A 25,480-nucleotide genomic window follows, 5' to 3' on the forward strand; every position below is an offset into this window, starting at 1 on the left:
ACGTGTCCGATCGCCAATCAAATGTCATTTCCCAATCACTCGCCCCCCTTCACCTGTCTCTCGATAAAGCGAACGATCCGGCTCAACTCAGCCTCTCCCCCATCATCCTGATCCGGGTCGAAGAGGTCGTGCACTGGCAGAGGACCACGAAAGGGCTCGATCACCCGACTTTCGCCCATCGACCTCGCGAAGACGACGAGGCAATCGGCGGATTGGCCCACGTAATCGAGCACGTTACAAACGGCTTTCAAGCCGAAGAGAATCACGCCCCGGCTATTTAAATAATCGAACCGAATCAGCGCATAGGGTTCCTCGACAAGCACAACCGGTGGCCAGGAGCACAGTCAACGGCCATACACCAAAATAGGCAAACCAGGAGGTTTGAGCAGGCCACCAAGACTCGTGGACAGGTTTGCAGTTTTGCTAAATTTCTCAGATTTCCCAATTGAAGTGCATGGTCACTGATGGTCCCCTCACCATTGCCTGCTGAAGGCACCGTCCACGAGTCAGGCGAGTGAGTGCTCGCACCCGTCGACAACGATCTTGGTCGCGGCGGGCAGCCCATAGTCGACAAGTATCCGGCGTATCAATTGCAGGGCCTGCGCCTTGGAAAGATCTCCTTCTTCAATGAAGACGTCGATGTTGCTTCCAACTTGGCCGGTACCAGTTCCCGTCACCTCACCTCGGTCCCCGAGGGCCGAATCGATAGCATCCTCAAGTTCATCTAGTCCGCAAGGCAACTTTCCGTTCATGTAAATAAATATATCCATCCCCCCCCCATTTCACCTCAAGCCTCTCTGGTCCAGATCCTGAATATACGCCTCAATCTTCTCCAGGGAACGCTGGGTGCGTACCAAATTCTTATAGCTCAACGGTTCGTTGATATTCGTGAGCTTCGCTCCTCGCTCTCTGAACCCCTGAACAAAGACCTCCTCGGCTCCTTGGCTCGCGAGCTTTGATCCCTGTACGTCAACCACCTCAGCAGTCAAACCCTCCACGAAATGGTCATGCCCCTTCCTGATGCGATCAGCCATCACCTGCCTGGGTGTCCCGGAGCCACTGGTGCGGCCCACATAAACAACCTCGCCGAAGGAGTTCCTGAAAACGTAGGTGACGTAGCTATGCTTTTCGGGGGCCGAGGGAATGTCCAAGTTCAAGCTGCGGCCCGGCGTAATACCAAACTCCTCGAAGAGCGAGCCCGCAGCTTTCTCGGGACCATAAACGCCTACGCCCGGCCCAATCTCGCTCCCAGATCTGGCTAGGGCTCCAGTCCCACCTACTATGGTTTGGCTCGGGTTCTCGCTAGCCCCTTGAGTCCTCCCTCAATCGCATCAGCAACAAGTTTACCTCCATCGAGTATCAGCCCGGAGCCAGGCCTAGCTAATAGCCTCGCCCCACTAACTACCCCTTTCGCCACGCCATATGCGACGTCTGGCATGTCGGCAACAAAATCGCCGATACGTCCTGCTGAATCTGAAAAGCCTGCTCCTCGTATCCCTTGATAGACTACCGTCTCCTGACCTCGAATGGCAGCCTGAATGTGATCAATGCCCCTAGCGAGCACGAGTCCAAACGGCACACTGGCAAATCCAGCGGTCAAATAGATTCCGGCGGCCCCGCCGGTAACCATTGAGACACCCAGAACAAGTTGGATTCCTCGAGTGTTATCTCCCTGTCTATCAGGCCCGGCAGGTAGCGTGCGGTTATGCCGCTTGCTCATCCCTTGGACCAACACTTTTCTTTGACCGACCCTTTCCCCTTCCGTTCCGCTCGGATCAGTCAAGTTGATGGGATCGTTAAAGACGTAGCGATAAAGGTTCGGATCACCTGCGGCAAAACCGAGCGGATCCTGGCTCATCCACCGGCTGGTGGACGGATCGTACCAGCGTGCGTTGTTGTATTGCAGCCCTGTGACCGGATCCCAGTATTTCCCGGTGAACTGGTAGGAATTCGCGTAGGACGGCGTGTCTCCGTAGCTCTCCAGGGTGGCCACACCGGAAGTTGTGTATCCGTACCGCTGGTCGACATGGCCCTCCGAGTCCACCAGGTCGATGATCGAGCCCAGGCGGTCGGTTAGGTACCACTGCACATTCCCCTCACCATCCTCGCGAGCGAACACCTGGTCGACCTCGACTCCCCGAAGGTAGCGGGCCAGCAACTCGTTCGAGCTGCTCAGATCCGCCCAGACGCTTCCGGAGGCGTCGAGCGCGTAGCGGGTCTCCTCAACTGTCGGGGTGGGCGGCTCGCTGGGGGTCTCCGCGTTATAGCTGTATCGGACCGCAAGGCGATCGACGAGCCGCCCCAGCGCGTCGTAGGTGTAGGTGACCTCATCCAGCAGGTGGTCAAGGGCTATGTCGCGACGTACGGCCTTGATGAGACGGTTGTCATGGTCGTAGGTGTAGGACCAGACCTCGTCCGAGTCGAGGCCGGCCCGCGAGACGACGTTCCCTTCATGGTCGTACGCGTAGCTCCACGTCCCGTCCTCCAGTAGTTGGTTGCTCGTGCCAACCTCGTTGGGCTCGAGCGTCGTCGGCAGACCGTCGACCGTGACCTGGGTGATGTTGCCGTTGAAGTCGTAGTCGTAGACCGTGGTGTGGCTCACGCCCAAGGTGGTCGTCGTGACCGACCGGAGTTGTCCGGAAGAAGTGTAGATCGTCCCCTGGATGGAGCTGTACGAGTTGTTCGTCTCGCCCGGGCTGAGAAGCACCCCATCGTCTTCGACGCTCGAGGCCAGCCGGGTCTGGCTGGCCAGTCGTCCGGAGACGTCGTAGCTATACGCCAAGCTCTCGATGAGCGTAGTGCCGCCGGGGGCCGAAAGCCGGTTGGCAAGGTGGTACGCGATACTCTGGATCCGGCCTTGGGTGTCAAAGGCTGCGTTCCGGGTGATCACTGGGGCCAGGCCGCCGGCGTCTTCCGAGTAGGTAACAGTCGTCGCAAGGCCGCGCGAGTCGCGGGCCAGATCGACGCGAGCCGTGGTGCTATCGGCCGTCGTGAGCGTGCGGTTCTTGAGACGGCCGTTCTCATCATACTGGGAGGCTGTCGTCCCGCCCAACTCGTCCTGGAACAGCACGAGGCGGTTTTCCTCGTCGTATCCATAGGTCGTGGTCAAGTCCAGGACGTCGGTCTGGCCCGTAATCCGGCCGACGAAGTCGTAGCCGAAACTGACCGTCCCCGCGTGGTTGGTAGCCGTCAGGAGCCGGCCGACGGCGTCGTAGGTGCGGGTGATCTGGTCGCCCAATTCGCCTTCGGCGTCGTACCAGGTCATGCTCGTCTGCCGGTCGGCCAGGTCGTAGCCGAACACGGCCAACCGGCCATTACGGTCGAGTTGGCTGGTGAGCCGGTCGGCCAGGTCATACCCGTAGGTGGTGGAATAGCCGAGCGGGTCGATCGTCTCGGTCTTTCGGCCCACAGCATCATACCAGAAGGTGCTGACGTTGCCGTTGGGGTCTGTGAATCCAATCACCCGGCCATTGGCGTCGTAGGCGATCGTCGTGGTCTGCATGTCTGGAGTCGTGATGGTGGTCTGCCGATTATTGGCATCATAGCCATAGGCCGTCGCAGCCCCTGCGGAATCGGTACTTAGAATGATGTTGCCAACAGCGTCGTAAGAGGTCATCTCTGGGATGCCGCCTGGGCGAGCGAAGGTCAAGCTACGGTCGAGCGCGTCGTAAGTTGAGGCCGAGGAATTCCCCTCCGAGTCAATTGCCTGGATGACGTTGCCGTTGGCATCGAGCTGATACAGGGTCGTGTGGCCGGCCGAGTCGGTGACGCCCGTCAGGCGGTTGGCCTCATCGTAGCCATAGAGCGTCACAAAACTCAGCGGGCTGATCGTCCGGGTCAGGTTACCGATGGCGTCGTAGTGATACGTGGTCGATTGGAGGAGCGAGTCGGTCACGGAGATCTTGCGGTTGTTCTCGTCGTATTCATAGACAGTCGCCTTCGACATCTTGTCGATGGCCACCCTCACATTCCCTGCCGCGTCGTAGGTCACACTCGACGTGAAGCCGAGCGGGTCGGTCGTGGCAAGGAGCCGGTTCTCCCCATCATAGGCGTAAGTCGTCGAGCGACTGAGCGGGTCCGTCTCACGGATCAGGTTGCCGTTATCGTCGTAGCCGTAGGTCGTCGTGCGATTGAGTGGGTCGGTCGCCGCGATCAGGCGATCGTTCGCGTCATAAGCGTAGGAGGTGAAGTTGAGATAGGGATCATACTCCCTGATGACGTTGCCGTTCGGGTCGTAGACCGTTTCCCAGGTGGCTAGGAGGGGGTCTGTCGTCTTGATGAGGCGATTGTTCGAGTCATACTCGTATACCGTCACACGATTGAGTGCATCGATGGACTGGGTGATGTTGCCAACCGCATCGTAGGAATACTTTGTCGTGTTGCTAAGCGGATCGGTGACGGTCTCAAGCCGGTCATTGGCATCATATCTATAGTTTGTGGTGAAGCCACGGGCCGTCCTGGTGCTCGCGACGTTACCCACTGCGTCGTAGGAGGTCGCCGTGGTATTCCCAAGCGCATCGGACACGGCAACGAGTCGGCCGAGGTCATCGTAAGCGTAGGTTGTGCTACGAAGCAGGGGGTCAGTCACAATCTTGAGGTCCTGGCCCGTATTCGCGACATACCTCGTTGTCCAGATATGATCGAGTCCATCGGTCCAACTCGTCTGTCGACCAAGAGCATCGTAGGCATACGAAGTGGAGTTGCCACGCGGGTCGACGAGCATGACAAGTCGTCCCGCCTGGTCGTAGTACTCTGCAGTGATGGCTCCGGTCGGACTTACGATCGCGACGGTGCCATCCACATAGCCATAGGTGTAGGTTGTCTCACCGCCGTTGGCATCGACCTTCAAGCTGACGTCGCCAGCCGCGTTGTACTCAGTCGATGTCGTCGTGCCCATCGGCTCGATGATCAGAGTCAAGCGGTTGAGGGCGTCATAACTGTAGGTCGTCGTATGATGTAAGGGGTCGATCACCTCCTCAAGGTTGCCGTCAGCGTCGTAGGCGTAGAACGTAGATTGGCCCATGGCGTCGACGGACTGAATGAGCTGATTTGCAAAATCATATGCGTAATGGTTCTGGTGACCCAGCGGATCGATTGTGTGAGTTACATTGCCGGAAGCGTCGTACTCGGTCGTCGTTTCGCCGAGGAGCGGGTTCGTTTCCTTGGCCAGGCGGTCCATCTTGTCATATTCGTACGACGTAAGGTGTTCATTGGCGTCCGTGACCGAAATGACATTGCCGTTAGCATCGTAGACCGTCTTGGTGCGACCCCCGAGCGGGTTGGTCACGGTCTTGGTGCGGGCCAAGTCGTCGTACTCGACCAGGGTGATCTTGCCGCGGTAGTTTGTGGCCTGATTCATCCGGCCGATGGCGTCATATTGATAGAAGGTGGCCTGAGCCGCATTCGTCCCCGCGGCAAGCGTGACGCTCTCGAGAAACCCTCGGGGGTCGTAAGTGGAGACCGTGGTCCCGGCAGGGTCGACGACCTCGACGACCTCGCCCAGGACGTTGTACTTCCAGGTGGTGATCCCGCCATCGAAGTTGACCTGTTCAACCAGACGGCCCAGGGCGTCGTAGGTCGTGGTGACGACCCGATGCGCCGCATCCTCGGTGGTCAGGACGTTGCCATTGCCGTCGTAGGTGAAGGTCGTCGCGCCGCCGAGGGCATCGGTGACGGTCGCGACTCGACGGAGTTCGTCATAGGTATACGAGGTGACGTTATTCCTGGGGCTGGTGACCGTCTGGAGCAGGCCATCCTCCCAGGTGTAGCGGGTGACGTTGTAAAGTGGGTCGGTCACACTGAGGAGGTCACCCGTCTCCTGGTCGTACTGATACTTGGTCCGATTACCCCGAGCGTCGACCTCCAGGGTGACCCGATGGAACTTGGGATCGTACTGGAATTGCTCCGTGGTCTTGTCTGGGTTGACGATCTTCTTCAGGTCTCCCGCGCCCTTCTTGCTGTAATCGTAAATATAGGTTGTCGTGTGATCGCGGCCGTTGGTGTACCGAGTCGTTTGCCCGTGGGAGTCGCGGACCCAAATCTGGGTCGACTCGTCGGGACCGATTTCCTTGAGAACGCGGCCTTCAAAGTCGAGGAAATACGTCGTCGTGGTCGGTTCCAGAAGGTTATCCTCGATCGTGGCGCCGGCCTGCGAGGCGTCGAGAGCGATCCCGCCCCCGGCCTCGTACTGCGCGTCGAGCCCGAGCATCGCCATGGCGGTGATCTGATAGACACTGTCCAGGCCCACATCGACCTGGGTCAGCAACCCGCTGTGAGCGTCGTAGGTATAGAAGGCGTCAAAAACACCCGATCCGTCGAGGTTGAGCCCAGCCCACCTGTCCTCGATCAGCCGGCTCTCGCTGTCGTAGGTCAGTATGCGTTCGCTGCCATCGAGCTCGTCGATCAGAGTCAAATTGCCATTCGTGTGTGTGAAGGTGAGTACACGTGGAGCGATCGGCTCCTCGCCACCCTCCTCCAATGACCAGGGTTCCTCGATCTTCTCGAGCAACAGGGTGTCGGTGTTATAGGTGAACGTCGTCACGCCACCATCGGGGCTGGTCACCGTTTCGAGTTGCCCCTCGTCGGTGTAGGAGTAGGTAATCTCGACCCCGTTACGATCGACGAGCGCCGTCATGAGGCCAAGGCGATCGAACTCGTGTTTGGTCTGATACTTGCTCGTGTAGGTGTACGACCTGTCGTCATTGCGTTTGAGGGTGCCGAAGTCGAAGGCCGGGCTGGTGAACGTGCCGTCGTCGTTGCGAGTGAAAATCGCACTGTCGCCCGATCCGGTCACCCAGAGGATGTCCCCCTCAGCGTTGGCATTGAGGACCAGACGATCGAGCCCCGCAATTCCCCACCCGGCGCCCAGGAAGTCGATACTCTCGAACGGGTGGTCCGGGTCGACCGCGGGCGAGTCATTGACGACAACCCGCGCGTTGCCTTTCAGTTCGGCGTGGTAGTCGGGCTGGTCGCCGCCGAAGTCGAGGACGACGTGGAGTGACCAGGCATAGATACCACTCTGGGCGACGGCCTCCTCGACCTGGGCCGAGAGTAGGTACGTATCGCCGGGCTCGCGGTCGGTCGTCGCGTACGTGATCCAATCCTGGACAACCCCGTTAAAGGTGAGCTGGACCTTGATCGAACCGGGAACCGGGTCGTCCTCGCTGCTCTTGAACTCGGCCTGGATGACCGGTCGCACGTTGACGGTGTCGGAGTTGTAGACCAGGGCGGGGTTTCCGCCGACATCGGTCCCGGGGCTGAGGTCGAAGTCAAGACCCTGCACGATCCGGAGGCCGCCCGTGTTGAGGGCGACCGCGGCCTGGCCGAGAGTGACGAGTTGGGCCACGCCCGGCTGGTTCGTCCGCTGCCCGCCGGAGATCGACCAATCATCCGCGATCGTGGCCTTGGCGTCGACCGTGGTGGTGACCCCGCCCTCAGAGATCGTGACCAGGATCACGTAGGCCCCGAGGTCCTCATACGTGTGATTGCCGACAACTTGGTACTCGTCGTCCTCGTCGTTGTAGACGACCGTCGCCGTCGAGGTTTCCCCATCGCCCCAGTCGACTGTCGCCGTGGGGTTGGCACGAACCTCACCTTCGCCCCCGTCGATCGTGGCGAGGATGACCTGGCCGGTCGCGACGTTGGCATATCCACCAAAATCTTTGCCCTCGGCATTGAAGCTAATGTCGACTTGACGAACCCCATGGGTGTTCGAGCCACCCCCGGCGTCCTCCACCAGCACTGCAATGGTGAAGTGGCCGCCGGCTTTGTAGATATGAGTGCCATAGACGTCGAACGTACCCCGATCACTCTTCTCAATCGTTCCTTCGCTCGTTGTTCCGTCACCCCAACTGATCTTGGCAGTGAAATCCTCGACGCTGCCGTTGGGGTCGTTGTCGTAGAACGAGAAAAGGGAAACGTCCTCGAATTCCTCGCCAGCGACACCGTTGATCGGTTGGCTTTTTGTGAAGAGGGGTGTCAACGGCGCATCGGTGACAAGGACTTGCTGGGTCTCGGTGCCATAGTCTCTCCAGCCCTCGACCGGAGTGTACACTTGAACTCTGTACGCGACAGCATAAACACCTTCACGCGTATAGATATGCGGAACTGATGTCGTAGACGTGCCATCGCCCCAATCGATAATTAGATATCTTGTGTTATGTGCACTCGATGCTATGCCAACAGAGGGGACAAATACGGGGTAATACGGTGCGCCAACGGTGGCTTCATTGATCTTAAGTTTGCTCTTCACCGTTGCAAGTACCGATCCCGCGTCTTGGATTGTCACAATAATGTCACGATCGCCCGGGACCATCGCCGACTTATTCGCATGGCCATAGCCATCAATGTCAATATGCTCATATCCACTTCTTTTCAAATAATCAAACCAATTATAGTCGCGATATGCTAAATTTTTGCTGTTCCAATAGGAATATCCAGAAATAAAACCGTAAGAATCCCAGCTGCCGTAGCCGTTGCCGTGGCCGTAGCTGTAGCCTCTTGCCAAGAAGGTCGTCCACGCTTGACCGTTGAGAACAAAATTGCTGTAAACATAATTATGCGGCTGTGCGGACCAGTCAGGGAGTACGACGTAGAATTCGCCATTACCGCCGTAAACCTCGCCGACGATCGAGGGAGTTCCATCACCCATCTGGATCGAGGCCTGAAAGGAGGCCGCAGTGTCATTGGAGTTATCGGCGGTAAACCGAGCAACAACGACATGATCCTTGCTCAGATAGTTGTAGACGTCCGTCCCCGATGCCGTGATTCTGTCACCTGTGACAATGACGATCCCGCTCGCGGTCGTGCTGTCGGTCTGGTCCTGGATCGAGATGTGGATGATATACTTGCCAGGGACATCATAAGTATGACTTCCGTAAACCCTGTATTCGTGGTCGCCATTGCCTTTCTTGACATCGCCTATGGATGTAGTGTGGTCGCCCCAATCGATGATCACTACATGGGTTCCGCCGATGTGAGCCGGGTTCTCGACCGTAAAGGTGGCGACAAGTTCGTCGTCGATTTGCTCGCCCGCGGTGGCGCTGAGGTCCTCGGACGTGGCGACGATGGCGTTAGCGACCGCCGGATTCCCGAACGACGCTACGGCGGCGACAGTGATCACGCACGCGGTATGATAGTCAATGACCCCATCGTAGAGGGTGATGGTAGCCGTGTATGTCCCGGGGGACGCATAGGTATGGTTGCCAGCCACGTTGAATTCGCCGTCGAACTCAGCATCGTCCTCGACGGCAACGATCGACTGCGTACCATCGCCCCAGTTGACGATCGCCGTGAACGACGTCCCGGCTTTCTCATTGCCGGTCGAACCCGTTGCCAAAATGATCCCGGTAAGCTCCGACCCAGCCGTGGCGGACAAACTGCTGCCATTCTCGAATTCGATGGCCGGGTTCGTTACCTGGACAGTGCTCGTCGCACCAATGAGATAGGCAACATGATTGTAGCGAATTCCATTATTGCCGACGCCATTCCAATTCGCTCTAGGAAAGTCGTATCCACCCCACGCGTTAGCGTACAAAAACGCGATATAACCAAAGTATTGATAATAGTCCCGGAAATAGCTGTATTCAATGGACTGAGCCGCAAGTCCGAAGGCCCAATCCTTAAGGAACAGTTCGGGCGGCATGGGATTATAGTCGGATCCGAGGGGCAGCGACAGGTATGTCGTATCCAGGATAGCGACCAGAACCGAGTAGGTTCCGCGTCGATCATAGATGTGTTCGCCAACGACCTCGAAGTAGCCGTCGCCTTGGACCAGTCCAGTCGATGTGGTGCCATCGCCCCAGGAGATCAAGGCCATGAACTCGCCTTCCGTCGCACCTTGACGCGTGTTTACGAATGTCGAGACGACGCCGCGAAAGACTTCGCCCTCCTTTGCCTCAACGGTAGCCCCACTTGAACGGAAATTCGTCCCGACGTTGGTGGTAACTGGGACGGCCTGGCTGGCGATGCCGCTCACTTGCACCGAAAGTTTGAACGTGGCGAATGAGGCAGCGCCGCTAATGTATGCTTGACCGAGCTCATAATTTCCAACCCCGACGGACACAGTAATCTCGTAGGAGCCGTTCTGATTGTAGTATGACCTCCCCGTATAACACTATCGCCATAGATCGAAACCAATCTGCTATTAAACGGTGTATACGTCCCGTCGCCCCAGTCAATGTTGTAATAATAGTTTGCGCTGTAGAGGCGGAGCCCTGTCAGGCTCACGAGAGGAGTGTTGTCCGCAATCATTCCGTACGGGGCCTGAACCGTGGCGGTCGTGCCCTCGATCGGTGGATAGTGGACTCGAATCGAACTGAAAACGACAATCGTCTTGCCGTCGGGCTTGGTGATGTTGACAATAACTTGAACGTCGCCAGTGTAAATATACGTATGATCGCCTGTAACTGTAAACACGCCGTTAAACTCGGCGACTTGGCCCTCGGAGACGTAACCATTACCCCAGTAGATTTCGACAGTGAAATCGTTGGCAGAACTGGAACCGTCCATACTGGTGAAAGTGGCGACGGGTCCCGAGAAGACCTCGCCGACCTGGGCTTCACCTCGGACGGGATGAGTCGCCAGCTCTTCCGCCGGTGCAGTGGGCAGGACGAGCATGCGACCGGTCGCCTCCGATGAACCCGAATCGCGAGAGGCCACGATCACCCGAACGAAGTACGCGCCGGACCGGGAGTAGGTGTGGGCCGCGACGACTTCATAGTCCTTCGTGCCGCCGATTACTTTTCCGGTGCCCACGGTTCCATCGCCCCAGTCGATCACGGCCGAGAAGTCACTCGACATGAGCATCGGGTTGGACTGGGTGAACGACGCTATCACACCCCCGGTCCAGATCGCCGACGACTCATTCTCGTATAGCTTCGCGTTTTCGACGCGAAGGGAGAGCGTGGGGTCCGAAACTACAATTGACTGATTGAGGGTCACACTATGCCCATCGGCATCGAAGACTTTCAAGCTGACGTTAAATGAACCCTTCTCGGTGAAAATGTGCGAGAAACCGCTGCCGTAATTAAAAAATGCACCCTCTGGATATCTCAATATGCTTAATACATCGGCGGTAGGGAAGTCTTCCTTGGTACCATCGCCCCAGTCAATGGTGGCCATGACACTCTCCCATTGAATTGGATTAAAAATCTGCTTGTAGAATTCATCGTTGTATTGGTCGTAGTATCTAAACCATCTCGTCTGATGGAAGGGAACGTTGCGGATTGCAGCAGTGTAATACCCGTCGACTTCGTTGAAATCTACCCCGGCTTGCGGCTCCTGTTCTCGCTGCCATGTCAACCCGCTGACGAAGGCCATCGACTGTGCCGAAACGGAGTGACCTGCAGCGTCGGTGAGTGTGACGATGACACGATAAGAACCAACCTCCCTATAGGTGTGGCTGCCCTGGACATTGAGTTGACTCGTAATGTAGGAATGTGGGACGATCTCGCCGCTGCTTGTCGAACCGTCGCCCCATTCGATTGTGACCCGATAGTCGTTGGGCGACTGAGGATTGCCCGCGAACACCCCACTCTTGTCAATGGTCGCAACCGTCCCGGTCCACTCGACGTTTACAGTTGGACTCCAATTATCCTGAGAGGTGATAATCTGGCCGCTCAGGTTCGGGGGCGGCGGGACGACCTCGATTTGTCGGCTCTCAACGGTCCGTGCGCCGTCGGGGCTTAGGATGCTTATCGCAACGTCGAAGGTCCCATAGCTCTCGAAGGTGTGTCGAGTCTCAATCTTGTAACCTTGCGTGAAGTTGCCGGAGACCTTGCCAGCCTGTTCGGCTGTCCCATCCCCCCAGTTGATCTTCGCGGTGAAGTCGGACGCGGTGTACTCGACGTTGGCGCTGCTGAAGGTGGCTACGACACCTTGGAACGGAAGGTCGGACGGATACGGTGACTTGAATGTATCGATGAGCGACTTGACGTTCAGGGCGATGGGGACATCACCGGTGTTGGCGACAGAGCTCGCCGTGAATCCTGCGCCACTGGGTGAGGTGACCCCGACTGTTACCCCGTTGGAATCGTCGCCGTCCAACGAGTCTCCGGTATCAGCGAGGGTCTGGATGCCGTCCGACGAGGTTCTACGAGGATTAGCAGAGCTGTAAGTATGGCTGCCGATAACGTCGAAGCCACCCGAATCGTTGTCCACAACCGTCCCTACGGACGTCGTCCCGTCACCCCAATCGATGGTCGAGCTGAAGCTCTCGGCGGCATGCGCCGGGTTGGGGTCGGTAAATGATGCGACACGTCCGTGGAACGCGAGGCCCGCGCTCGATGCGATGTTGACCATGGAATACGTGACGCCGCCCGTCCCGGTGCCGGTACGTGTGCCGCCGGAGGAAGTGAACTGGATCCGACTCTCCGCCTCGACCGAATGTCCTTGACTGTCGCTGATCGTGACCAGGATGGCAGTCGGGTTCGACGTCAGATACGCATGTGTGCCGTTGACCGAATAAAAGCCCAGGACATCGGTAGAGCTGATCGTCCCGGCGGTGACGCAACCGTCCCCCCAGTCGATCATCGCCGAGTAACCGACGGTGGAGGCGGACGGCGCAAGTGTGAAAGAGGCGACCGTCGCACTCACCGGACCATTTGCAGGAGCGGTGAGGGCGAGACCCGAAGCCGAGGGAATGGGGTTGATAACCTTGGCGGTGGCAACGAGCGTGGCGGTGGTGCCGATATTGTCCTGGATGGTGACGGTCACCGTGTAGGAGGCGGAACTACCATAGCGGTGATTACCCGAGACCTGATAGTGGCCTGAAGAGCCGAAAATGCCCCCGACGGTGGCTGGAGAACCGTCGCCCCAATTGATCATCGCAGTGAAGTCGGAAGCCTGCCCAAAGGCATTGGCGACCGAGAACTGGCCGAGGACTCCGCGGTAGTCGGCCTCTGGAGAGACACTGAAAGTTGAGCCGGGCACCGTGACAATCGGGGCCGAGGCGATGACCGCCGTGGTCGTGGCAGTGGCGGAAGAACCGGAGGCCCCAATCAGCGGGACGGTGACGGTATAGGTTCCGGCCCTGGCGTAGATGTGGCTCCCCGAGACCGTCACCAGTCCGGCGTTGATTGTCACGGTCCCGATGGTCCTGGGAGAGCCGTCACCCCAGTCGATCTTAGCCGAATAGGAGTTGGTCGGAACGTTGGTGGCGAGCTCGCTGAAGGTGGCGACGGTTCCCTCGTGAGTTGTTCCCGCAGCCCGCTGAATCGACATGCCCACCCCGTCAGACAGCGACGAGACGTTGATTGTGACCTTGGCGTTATTGCTAAGAACCTGACCGTTATTCGTTCGGTAGTTGAAAGAATCGGTTCCAAAAAAACCGGACGCTGGCATGTAAGAGAATGAACCGTCCGGGTTCAGGGTTACCGTTCCGTGCCCGGCTTGTGTGATGATCGCCGCCGACATAGGATATCCGTAGGCGTCTACGTCGTTCGTCAGGACGCCTATGGCGGCGCCAATTGTCAGGGCTTGATCATGCCCCACCGCGTACGAGTCGTCTTTGGCGGCGGGCGTGAGGATGGTCACGGTGGCCGAGTCACTGTACGACGAATCGCCCTCAGTGTTCGAGGCGATGACACGATAGTCATAGCGGTAGCCGACGGATAAGCCTGTGTCCGTGAAGCTCGTCACCCCGGCCAGGGTCGTGCCCAGGAGGGCCCAGGAACCGGTTCCGACCCGCCGCTCAACTCGATAGCTGGACTCGTCCGCCGCGTCGTCCCAGGAGACGGTGATCGTGGAGTAGGATGCCACCGTGGCTCGCACGTCCGAAGGCACGGCGGCGAAGGCCGGGGTAACCACCGTTTTCGTCGCGTAGGTGGAGTAGCCGACACCGAGTGCACGGACGCGGAAGGAATAGGCCGACGACCCGTTGAACGGCCCGGTCGCGGTATATTGGTTCGACCCCGCGCCATAGAGCGTTCGGAGGGGCTGCCAGGTCGCACCATTGTTTGTCGACTGCTCGATAAAGTATGTGGTAACCGTGGAATGGGTCAACCAGCTCAGGTCGATCTTCGTCCCAGAGACCGCTGACGCCACGAGGTTCGTCGGGGCGGAGGGAAGTGTGACGGCTTGCGCCGCGGAGGGAGCCGCATCGCCGGCCGCGTTGGAAGCAAGAATACGATAATTGTATTGAGTTGCCTCGTGCAGTCCCGTGTCGAGGAAGGTCGTCTCATTTGCATCGAGGGTTCCGACAGTCGTCCAAATGTCGCTATCCTGACGCTGGACACGGTAGCTTGTCTCGTTCGCCACGTCGTCCCACGTCAGCGTGATCTTGCTGTCCGACGACCCGACGGCCCTCGCAGCCGTCGGCGAGAGCGGATAGGCAAAAGTAAGTGCAGGTATAACCGCCGAATAGGTTGAGTAGTAGGTCGAGGTGAAATCTTTAATAAAGGCCCGGACGCGGAAATAGTAGGTCGTCGAAGGGATGAATGGACCGCTAGCGGAATAGCTTGTGACGTTCGCCACCGTCTCGCCGATCTGCTTCCAGTCCGTCGTGCCGTCGGGCGATTGCTCGATAAAGTAACTCGATACAACGGTGGATTGGCGGGTCCAGTTCAGGTTGATTTGGCTACCCGAGACGACCGTTGGCGTGACGTTGTTGGGCGAGGTCAGGAGCGTCGTGGCGTTGACCGTCGCGCTTGGGGTGTAGTAGACGCCCGCGGTGTTGCAGGCGATCACACGGTAGTAGAAACGCGTATACTCCGACAGGCTCGAGTCGATAAAGGCAACGACGCCCGCTCCGGTCGTTCCGACCTGCGTCCAGCCACTGGTCCCGTTAAGGCTACGTTCGATGCGGTACTCGGCCTCACCGGCGGAGTCGGCCCAGGCCAGGTTGATCGTCCCCTCAACCAATGCTGTGGCAGTCAGGCCAACGGGGACGGTCGGGAAAGCAGGTGTCATCACCGACTTGGGCGCAGAGTAGGCCGAGTCGTTACCCAGTGGCGAGCGGGCTCGAACACGGAAGTAGTAGTTAGTTAGGCCAGCGAGAAACCCTGACACCGAAACGCTAGTGGAGTTGACTGGCGCGGATTTAACTAACCACCAGCCATTTATCCCATTTGGTGACTGCTCAATCTCGTAGTACGATTCGACCGACGAATTGTTGATCCACGTCAAGTCGATTCGAGACCCTGAGAAGACTACCGGGTTGAGTGAGGTGGGTGTGGCCAGGAGCGTTCTGGCATTAACAAGGTTGCTCGGGACGGAGTAGTCTCCCGCTGCGTTCGTAGCAAATACCCGGTAGACGTATGACGTGTTTTCCGAAAGTCCCCCGTCGGTAAATGTGGTCGCATTAGCCTGGGCCCTACCAACTTGCGTCCACCCATTGCTTCCGTCGGGGCTGCGTTCGATGCGGTACTCGGCCTCACCGGCGGAGTCGGCCCACCCGAAGGTGATCGTCCCCTCCGTTGTCGCCGTCAAACTCGCCCCCATCGGCGGTGATGGAAAGGCAGGAGTCGTCAGCGGATCGAAGTTGGAGTAGAGGGATTTACTGGACGAGTAGTAGGCAAGAGACCTGATTCGGAAGTGGTAAATGGTTGCGCCAACCAATGCCCCATTCACCACGAAACTCCGGGCATTGCCTGCAGCTGAGCCGAGTTGCACCCAATTGGACTGTCCGTCGAGCGACTGCTCAATCTGGTAGTATCCCGTTGAATATGAAAAATCGCTTGACCATTCCAAGTCGATCCGAGTCGGAGAAACGAAAGTCGCTACCAAGTTTCCAGGCGCCTCCAGTGGCGTGAGCTCCCCCACTTTCACGCTAGGCGCAGAGTCCTTCTCGGCATTGGTGGCACTCACCCGGTACCAGTATCGAGCATTCTCAAGCAAGCCCGTATCAACGTAGCTCGTCGCCCCGGGGCCAGTCGTTGTCACCAACGTCCATCCGGTCATCCCATCGGCCGACCGTTCGACCTTGAAACCCAGTTCGTTGGTGAAAGTGTCGGTCCAGGTGAGTTGGATCCGATCGTGAGACGTAGCCGTGGCCGACAGAATCGTCGGTCCGTCTTCGACCCGTATGAGGTACACGGCATCAGCTGAGACCGCATAATTGACACGGCTCACTAAATCGACAGCTATGTTGCCGCCGGTGACCGTGTAGTAACCCAATTTCCGCCACGAGCTACCAGCATCGGTGAAATCACTGGGGACCTGTTGCTGGTTGACAACCACCGAAACTGAGTCCGTCTGGCCAACCCGGATCGTATAAAGCGCGTTACTCGCAAGATGGGCGGCAGCATGATAAGTGGTCGCGAGCAGGTACTGACCTGGTGCCAAGTTGTCAAATGACCAGGTCGCCGTTACTGTCGGCATGCCGACGCCAGAAACTTGATAAAGGCTGTCACCTAGGAAGCCTTCAGCAAACGCAGTCCAATTTCCGCTTACAGCAAAACCAGCATCTCCGTTGTCGACAATTTGGCCCCTCGTAGCGGCGCCTGCAACCGTGAAGACAAACTGATCTAATCGGGTATCGTCGGTGGCAAATCTGACTTGACCTGAAGCGGCGCCCGCCGCCGCGTCGTAGCGGATCGAGAAATTGGTAGACGAACCGGGCGGCACGGTTCGAGTGCCGAAATCGGTCACTAAACTAAACCCAGGCGGAAGCTCGATTAATCCGTTCAGGTGCAAGTCGGTTGTACCTAGGTTCCGGACCGTCAACGTTTTCAGCACGGTCTGACCAACCGCAACAAGTCCGAAGTCGATGGTCCCGGTCTCATCGGGAAGTTCCACACTCCCCACATGAACCGCGATCTGCGGCCCTTGAACCCGCTCAATGGCGACAGCGTCGGCGTAGACGTAGTCGTTGGCCGCGTTGGTGAGCTGGACCGACAAGGAGTTGCCGGTCACGGAGTAGTAACCCAGCGCCTTCCAGGCTGCCCCCAATTCGGTGAAATCGTTAGGGGACTCCCGCTGGTTGACCAGCACGGTCGCAAGCAGCGTGCTGCCCTCATGGATTTTGAAGGGGGCGTTGGTGGCGCGGTTAGAACCGGACGCCCAGGTGGTCGCGAGCCGATATAGGCCCGGTGCCAGGTCGCCAAAGGTCCAGGTTGCCGTGGCATCGCCGCTAGCATTTTTGGCTTGAAAGAGGCTGGTGCCACGGAAACCCGTGTTGGGACTTGTTGACCATACTCCGCTCGTCGCGAAGCCGGCATCTCCGTTGTCGACAACCCAAGCCCTCCAGGAGCCGGTGACAGCAAAACTGAAGCGGCCGAGGAGCGAATCGTCGGTGTCAAACGCGACCTGACCCGAAGAAATCCCCGCGACCGCGTCGTAGCGGATCGTGAAGTTGGTCGACGTGCCGGGCATCAGCGTCCGGCTGCCGAAGTCGGTGACCAAGCTGTAACCAGTAGGAAGCTCAATCGCCCCAGTCAGGTGTAAGTCGGTCGTGCCTGTGTTTCGAACTGTGAACGTTTTCTCAATGGGTTGACCTGACCAAGTCGTACCGAAATCGAAGCTGCCCGTTTCATCAGGAATCGCAACCGTCGCGTTAAGTACTTCAACCTGCGGCCCTTGAACTCTCTCGATGAAAACGGCGTCTGCAACCACATAGCCATTGGCGAAATCGCTTACGCGAACCGACAACGAGTTGCCGCTGACGGTATAGATCCCCAACTCATGCCACATCGAACCAGCATCAGTGAAATCAACTGGAGCCAGTTGCTGATTGACGAATGAGGTGCCAAGCGAAGTTGAACCTTCAAAGATCGCGTAAGGGGTGTTAGTCGCGCGGTTGGTACCAGCCAACCAGGTTGTGGCGATCCGGTATCGGCCAGGACTCAGACTTCCGAAAGTCCAGGTCGCCGTCGCTGAACCGGTACCCGCGGCCCGAAAGAGGCCATCGCCGCGGAAACTTTCTCCTGGGCTGACGGTAGGTGTCCACCCACTGCTTGTGGTGAACCCGCCATCCCCGTTATCAACGATCCGGCCCCTTGTGGCGACGCCGGCCACCGTGAAGCCAAACCGACCGTGGAGAGGGTCATCGGTGTCGAACGCAACCCGACCCGAGGCCACGCCAGCCGCCGCGTCGTAGCGAATTGTGAAGTTGGTCGCCGCGCCAGGCGTCAGTGTCCGAGTGCCGAAATCAGCGACCAATGTGTAGCCAGTCGGCACCTCGATCGCACCGCTCAGGTGCAAATCAGCCGTCCCCATATTGCGGACGGTAAACACTTTCTCGACGGGCTGCCCGACCGTTGCGACCCCGTAGTCAACTACACCTATTTCATCCGAAATGTGATCCAATCCGGCCAAGGTCTGGACCCGCGGCCCTTGCAGTCGCTCGACATAGATCGCATCGGCGATGACATAGCCGTCAGCCAGGTCGGTCATGAGAACCGACAGCGAGTCGCCGGTGACTGTGTAGATCCCCAACTCACGCCACGACGCGTCGGACGCGGTGAAACCGGTGGGAGCCAGTTGTTGATTGACGGCCACAGTCCCGAGTGCTGTCACACCCGCCGATACGGTGTAGGGAGCGTTAGTGGCACGGTTGGTGCCGGGCATCCAGGTGGTCGCAACCAGGTATTGACCCGGCGCCAGGCCACCGAACGTCCAGGTCGCTGACGCGGACCCATTCCCCGCGTGCGCGAAATCAAATTCTACGTCTCCACCGAAGCCGGAGTTGGGGTCGACGTACCTGACCCAACTGCCGGTCGTCGCAAATCCGGCATCCCCATCATCAATGATCCGACCCCTTGTGGAGGCACCGGTGACCGCGAAGCCAAACTGGCCCAGAATCGAGTCGTCCGTGTCGAAGCTGACTCGGCCAGAAGCCACTCCCGTCGCCGCATCGTAGCCAACCGTAAAGCTGGTCGATGCCGCGGGCGCAAGCGTGCGGAGGCCGAAGTCGGCGATCAAACTGTAACCAGCCGGAAGATCAATATCCCCGGTCAGGTGCAGGTCGGTCGTACCCAGGTTCCGGACCGTGAAAGTTTTTACAAGGGGCTGACCCGTCCAGGTTGTGCCGAAGTCGACGCTGCCCGTCTCATCAGCAAGTTCAGTCGCTCCGTCCAGCACCTGGATCTGCGGTCCCGGATCGCGTTCGATAGAGACAGCATCGGCGAAGACGAAATTATCGGCCTGGTTCGTTAGGGTCACCGACAACGAGTTGCCGGATATGGGGTAGATTCCCAGCTTCCGCCATGACGCACCCGTATCGGTAAAATCGCTAGGGGCCAGTTGCTGGTTGATGTTCACTGTCTGCAGCGTAGTTGCCCCGGCCTGGACGGTGTAGGGGGCATTGGTGGCGCGGTTGGTGCCGGGCATCCAGGTGGTCGCGACCCGATATCGGCCCGGCACCAGACCGTCGAAGGTCCAGGTGGCCTTATCCGAACCGCTGCCCGATGCGCGATAATACCCGTCGTCTCCGAAGCTTTGCCCGACACTTACAAAGGGCGTCCAGCTCCCGTTGATCGCAAACCCGGCATCCCCGTCATCTATAATCGTGGACGCAAGCAGTTGTCGCTGCTCTAGCGACTGAACTGAGGGAAGAAAAGCTCGATGGGATCGAGCAAGGCGGGCGACTTGGGCACGACGGCGTTCGGCGGGGGACAAGCGACGGCGCGGCATATTAGTGAGGTCTCTCGGTGCAGTCAGGGGTCTGCCCTCGGCCAGGCACGCGCAGAACGGCACTGGACGGGGCTTAATACCCGCTTACTGATTTATTTAAAAAATAATGTTTTCGTTTTTTGCACGAAGTCGGCACATCACGACGTGCCGCCCAAGTCCGGCATCATCATTTGCCGGAAGTGCAACGGAAGCTTTTTAGAAACGACACCAGGCCATGGCATCATCACCGCGGCATTGGCTTCGCCGTCAAGTCGCGATCAACCTCATCGATCGCTACGGACTCAAGTGCGGGTTCCTAAATAACCAGAACGGCAGCAGTCGTGCAAGTGTATGCCATTAAGGAATCTTTGTTCCGCACACCTTTCATCAGAAAAAACCAGCGATTTACAGGCAATTTGAGTGGCAGTCCGGCGCCTCGGGCGATATCGCTTCTCCTCCGAAACACATCCGAAGCAAGAGAACAACGAAAATCAAATCATGCTGTTTCACGGTAATCGGACACTTCGCGAGGGAAGGTTTTGAGAATCGCATCGCGTGAAAACGCTTTGCTTCCACTCACAACTCTGACAATCTTAGCCTACCGATCTAACGCACAGATAATTCAAACAAGAGATGTCAAACTTCAAACCGGCTTTGCCTCACGCCGTCTCAACAGGGCAGCAGGCGGCCATGCACCTAGACAGGGTAAACCAGGAAGCTTGAGTAAACTACCAAGACTCGCGGACATGATTGCGATTTTACTAAATCCCCCAGATCTCCCAATCGAAGCCCATGGCCACTGATGCGAGCAAACCTTCCTGCCCATCCAGGAATTGCTTCTTCCAATGGCTGAGGCTGCACCGGGTGGATCTGGTGAGGGTGGGCCAACCCGGCGATTGTCTTGTCCTGCTTGTCGGCGTTCAAGGCGACCTTCGCCTTGAACGCCGCCGAGCGCGGTTTGCGGATTCGTCCTATGCCTCTCCGTCGGTAAAACCTCCCTCAGGACAACCTGCCGAATGATCCGAAATCTGAGCTCCGGCTGGGCACGGCAATCCACGTCGTGTCTTGATTCAGACCTAATTGGCGAGATGCCCTACCCGAATCATACGACGACTCGGCAGGCGTCTCGGCTCCCGGGTGGGATGGAGCGGTAACGCAGCGCAACCCGGTCACTTGAACCGCGAGAGCGGCTGGGGCATCATCAGAGAGGCAAGAGGGCCCACCCATTCTCCCGCGGTACAAACGATGCAGAGACGAATCCTGATCCTCGGCTTGTGGCTTGCCTCGGCACTCCCTGTCCATGCGCGCCAGGAACGTCCCAACGTGATCCTCATCGTGGCCGATGACCTGGGCTGGGCGGACCTGGGCTGTTACGGGAGTCGGTTCCACCGGAGTCCGCACCTCGACAAGCTCGCCGCGGAGGGACGCCGGTTCACCCAGGCCTATGCGGCGAGCCCCGTCTGCTCGCCCACTCGGGCCGCGCTGATGACTGGCAAGCACCCCGCGCGGCTCCATCTGACCGATTGGCTCCCCGGCCGACGCGACCTTCCCGCCCAGAAGCTCGCGCGGCCGCTGATCCGACAGGATCTGCCCCTTGAGGAGGAAACGCTTGCCGAGTCACTCCACGCGGCCGGCTACACCACGGCCCATGTGGGCAAGTGGCACCTGGGCGGCGCAGGCTTCGAGCCCACGCGCCAGGGGTTCGACCTCAATATCGCCGGCGACTCCACAGGTTCGCCGCTGAGCTACTTCGCACCGTTCAGCCGACAGGGCCGCGTCATGCCCGGCCTGGGCGACGCTCCCGACGGTCAGTCGCTCACGGACCGCCTCACCGACGAGGCCGAGCGGTTCCTCGAGGCCAACCGCGCGCGGCCCTTTTTCCTCTACATGCCGCACTACGCCGTCCACACTCCGATGAAGGCGAAGGAAACCCTGGTGGCCAAGTATCCGCGGTGGGACGGCACTCCACACGGACGTCAGGAAAACCCGTTGTATGCGGCGATGCTCGAAAGTCTCGACGAAAGCGTCGGCCGGATTGTCTCCAAGGTCGAGGCGCTCGGGCTGACCGACAACACGCTCATCATCTTCACGAGTGACAATGGAGGCCTCGCGACGCTCGAGGGTCCGAACACGCCGGCGACGAACAACGCCCCACTCCGCGAAGGGAAGGGCTACCTCTATGAAGGCGGTTTACGCGTCCCCTTGATCGTGCGCTGGGCTGGTCGCGTGCCACGCGGGATTGAAGATACGCCCGTGTGGGCGGCCGACCTCCCCTTGACCGTGAAGTCCCTCTGCGGTCTTTCCGGGCCGATCGCGGGCGACGGCGTGAGCCTCGCTTCGCTCTTGACCGAGGGGAAGCCACTTGTCTCACGTCCCCTCTTCTGGCACTACCCGCACTACAGTAATCAGGGCGGTCGGCCCGGGGGAGCCATCCGAGACGGAGACTTGAAGCTCGTCGAGGACTACCAGACCGGCCGTCGCGAGCTCTTCGACCTGGGGCGCGACCTCAGAGAGTCGACCAACCTCGCCGAAACACGGCCGGAGAAAGTCGTCGAGTTGGCGGCGAAGCTCGCGGCTTGGCGGAAGGGTGTCGATGCCCAGATGCCGACTCCCAACCCAGCCTACGCCCCCAACGCTCAACTCTCGAACGGTACGATCCGGCTCCCGGCAAGCACAGCCGAGGTCCATGGTACGATGCTCCGATTCGAGCCACTTCCGCACAAGAATACCCTGGGCTATTGGGTCCGCGTCGACGACTGGGCGTCCTGGGAGTTTGAGGTCACGAAGCCTGGTACGTTTGCGGTTCAGGCCCTGATCGGCTGCGGCGAGGGCAGCGGCGGAAGCGCTGTCGAGTTCCGGGTGGAGGATCAACGGCTCAAGCTCAACGTCCCGGTCACCGGCGGATTCCAGCAGTTTGTGCCCCAATCCCTGGGTCAGATCACCCTCCCTCGCTCCGGCCGCTACCAGTTCGAGGTCCGCGCGATCAGTAAGCCGGGCCCTGCGGTCATGGACCTGCGGGAAGTGACCCTCTCACCCTAAGCATTATTTATTATTCGATATTACATCCGGCAAGTTCTCAATCTCCGGAGGGCCAGTCGCACGGCCAGGCCGGCCGGGAGACTTTTTCCTTAACGTCAACGCGATTGACGGATGCACCACTTGGGGATCGCTGGAAAGAAAAGCGAGCGGACATAAAAATGAACAGAGGAGAGCCAACGGGCACACGTTCAGCGAGGATTAACCGCGGCGACGTGTTCTGGATAGGGCCGGATGACGCGCAAATGCCCGCCCCGGACTACTCTCATCCCCGAGTGGTGGTTCAGGACGACGTTTTCAACCACTCGCGCATCACGACCGTGGTCGTGTGCGGATTGACGTCGAACTTACACCGGGCAAGCGAGCCGGGGAATGTCCTGCTCGATGCGGGCGAGGCAAACCTTCCCAAGCAGAGCGTCGTGGTCGTGGCGCAGGTCTCCTCGGTCGACAAGGCCCGCTTGGGCGATCGGATCGGGACGCTGTCCGACACGCGGGTGGAGCAGATTCTGGACGGCCTGCGATTCCAGCAGGCGTCGTTCTTCGAGCGGTAGCGAACGATTCCTCAATGAATTTCCGCATTTTCCGCGATCACCTAGCACAATACCATTCTGATACAAATAAGCATAAATACAAATATAATCATCACGCAACATCCATCACCCTCCTGCAAGAATCGAGGCGGCAGCCCGTATCCTCCCGCGTTCCTGATCGTGTAAAATCAACATAATCGGACTCGTGGAAATCCTAAAAATGACGGGAGGCAGAGCCATGTTGCGATTCACGACGGTCGGCCTTCTACTCGCCCAAGCCTTGGTGACCTCGCCTGTCCTGGCACAGAACCAGGTCTCAAAACCGGGAGAGTCGGCGGCGCGGTCGGAATACAAGGTCGCCTTCTGGTATGACCGAAATCAACCGGTCTCGACGTTCCGGTATCAAATCTACGACCTTGGCAAGAAGCAGTTCGATCCCCAGACGGTCGGCCGCTGGCTCGAGCTCATCCAGTCCCGATTCCCTGACCATAAAGCGTTTCTGAAAGAGTTCTCCATAGCGCAAGGGGCCGGCAAGGACGAGCAAGCGGTCCTGCTCGAGAAGATCGAACAGGAGAAGCAAATTGTCGTGGAACGCTACCGCCGGGCCCTCTCGAACGAAGTCTATCGGCCCACTAACTTCGGACGATTGATGCACCCGTCCATCTCGGGCTATAATCCGGCGCGATCGACTAAACGCTACTCCTTTGGAAGTCCTGTCGGCGGCTCGTCGGGGACCGATTATGGCCCCTCGTCTCCCACTTACCCCACCCCTTACCCGTATCCTCGGCCCCACCCATAAGTCTCGGATGGACCAGCGTCGTGGAGTCGCGGAACGGCCTCGAGCGAAGACCAGGGCACGCTCCATTGAAAATGCGCCGTTCCCGTTTGACATTCAGGTGTTAGGGAACGGCTACCGCCCGCACACAACCCAACCAATATCCGCACCTGTTGACCCGATAGTCGTTTTTGCTCAACATCCGCGAATCCTCACTTGAACCGAATGCGTGCATTGAACGACATTGAGGGACCGGGGACGGCGTGACGGTCCTCGATAACCAGGGCGGTCGATCGGCGAAGTGATCCTTCACCCGGCGACGCGGACGGGTCCATGGCGGCCCTCGATCGACAGGATTCAACGATGCAGAGTCTCTGGTATTCTCGGCCGACGCTCGAAGCGCTCCACTTTCTCGCGATGGCGAAGGCGTACCTACGTTTTCGCGACCCACGGCGAAAGCGGGCAGGGAAGCACCTCGACGCGTTTTACGATCGGATCTGGCGCGAGGCCGCGGAGCAACTCGGCGCGACATACCACCCGCTTGGGTACGGAATCGCCGACATCACTCTCAACGACGCTCTCGTCCGGACGATTGAGAATACCTGTTCGATCGACGACCCCGTGACGATTGCGATCGCCCTCAACAAGTTGCTCTCGTACCGTCTGCTCAATGAGAGTGGGCTGCCGACCCCTCCGCATCTTGGATTCAAGCTCAAGACGATCGACCGGGCCGGCGACTTTCTCGCGTCCGTCGGCGGCATGTGCGTGGTCAAGCCGGCCAGCGGCACCGGCGGGGGACGCGGAATCACGACTGGCATCCGGAGCGCATCCCACCTGGCACGCGCGGCGGCCGTGGCCGCGGTCTATGATGATGAGTTGATGATCGAGCAGCAGGTTCAAGGGGACAACTATCGGCTCCTCTACCTCGACGGCGTCCTGCTCGACGCATTCGTCCGAAAACTCCCCAGCGTCGTCGGCGACGGCCAGTCGTCGATCACCGGGCTCGTCCATAAGGCCAACGCCGAACGGCTCGCACAAGGATCCGGGGTATCCCAGGTGCTCCTGACGATCGATTTCGACATGCGGCGAACCCTGGCCAACCAGGGGCTCTCGCTTCGTTCGGTCCCCGCCGCCGGGCAGGTGGTCACACTCAAAATCGTCGTGAACGAGAATCGCGGCGACGACAACTCGACCGCGACCGAACAGCTCTGCCCCTCGATCATCGACGCAGGCGCACGCGCGGCCCAGGCGCTTCACGTCCGGCTTGCCGGCATCGACATCATTACACGCGACCCAACCGTGCCACTCGCCGATTCGGGAGGGGTCGTCATCGAAGTGAATACGACCCCGAACTATTATTATCACTACAACAAGAGTGATGGTTGTTTCCCGGTCGCGAACCACGTCCTGAAACACTTGCTGCTCAGTTCATCGAAGGCCAACCCAGGTGCGATCAAACGCGAGATCGCCTGGGCCTTTCGAAACAGCCACAATTAAGGCTGGCCTCACTCCTGAGCATGAGCCTGAGCATGGGCAGCGATCGAGTGAAAAGGGCCACGGTCCGTTCTCGCTCGATCGCCCCTGCGCGTGC

At 58.9% G+C, this 25,480-nt stretch carries 9 protein-coding genes; 4 read left to right on the top strand and 5 right to left on the bottom strand.

Translation table 11 applies throughout. The annotated features are described in order from the left end of the window. Positions 1-35: 35 nt before the first annotated feature. From V5E97_RS00120 to V5E97_RS00140, 5 genes are all read right to left on the bottom strand, one after another. Positions 36-323 (bottom strand): hypothetical protein, encoded by a 288-nt coding sequence (locus tag V5E97_RS00120; RefSeq protein WP_406697216.1) that lies wholly within the window; start codon positions 321-323, stop codon positions 36-38. A 183-nt stretch (positions 324-506) separates the two neighbouring features. Beyond that, positions 507-752 carry a hypothetical protein gene (locus tag V5E97_RS00125; protein WP_406697217.1) on the bottom strand — a complete coding sequence of 82 codons (246 nt, stop codon included), beginning with the start codon at positions 750-752 and terminating at the stop codon, positions 507-509. 30 nt (positions 753-782) lie between these two features. Next, the gene (locus V5E97_RS00130) at positions 783-1,157 is read right to left on the bottom strand and encodes a hypothetical protein (RefSeq protein WP_406697218.1); all 375 of its coding nucleotides are present in this window, start codon (positions 1,155-1,157) and stop codon (positions 783-785) included. 122 nt (positions 1,158-1,279) lie between these two features. Next, a complete protein-coding gene (locus V5E97_RS00135; RefSeq protein WP_406697219.1) occupies positions 1,280-9,817 on the bottom strand; it encodes an RHS repeat-associated core domain-containing protein in 8,538 nt (2,845 codons plus the stop codon). A 155-nt stretch (positions 9,818-9,972) separates the two neighbouring features. Continuing rightward, the gene (locus V5E97_RS00140; RefSeq protein ID WP_475297061.1) at positions 9,973-19,569 is read right to left on the bottom strand and encodes a golvesin C-terminal-like domain-containing protein; all 9,597 of its coding nucleotides are present in this window, start codon (positions 19,567-19,569) and stop codon (positions 9,973-9,975) included. 1,224 nt (positions 19,570-20,793) lie between these two features. Here V5E97_RS00140 and V5E97_RS00150 point away from each other — a divergent pair. The 4 genes from V5E97_RS00150 to V5E97_RS00165 all read left to right on the top strand — a co-directional run bounded on the left by V5E97_RS00150 (position 20,794) and on the right by V5E97_RS00165 (position 25,386). Continuing rightward, positions 20,794-22,587, top strand: coding sequence for a sulfatase-like hydrolase/transferase (locus V5E97_RS00150; RefSeq protein ID WP_406697220.1), 1,794 nt, complete (start codon positions 20,794-20,796; stop codon positions 22,585-22,587). 158 nt (positions 22,588-22,745) lie between these two features. Further along, the gene (locus V5E97_RS00155; protein ID WP_406697221.1) at positions 22,746-23,135 is read left to right on the top strand and encodes a type II toxin-antitoxin system PemK/MazF family toxin; all 390 of its coding nucleotides are present in this window, start codon (positions 22,746-22,748) and stop codon (positions 23,133-23,135) included. 217 nt (positions 23,136-23,352) lie between these two features. Next, entirely contained in the window at positions 23,353-23,913 is a 561-nt protein-coding gene (locus tag V5E97_RS00160) for a hypothetical protein (protein ID WP_406697222.1), read from the top strand. Positions 23,914-24,252: 339 nt separating this feature from the next. Next, the gene (locus V5E97_RS00165; RefSeq protein ID WP_406697223.1) at positions 24,253-25,386 is read left to right on the top strand and encodes a hypothetical protein; all 1,134 of its coding nucleotides are present in this window, start codon (positions 24,253-24,255) and stop codon (positions 25,384-25,386) included. Positions 25,387-25,480: the final 94 nt, after the last annotated feature.

The sequence above is a fragment of the Singulisphaera photorubra genome (genome assembly GCF_045290345.1).
Lineage (GTDB): Bacteria > Planctomycetota > Planctomycetia > Isosphaerales > Isosphaeraceae > Singulisphaera.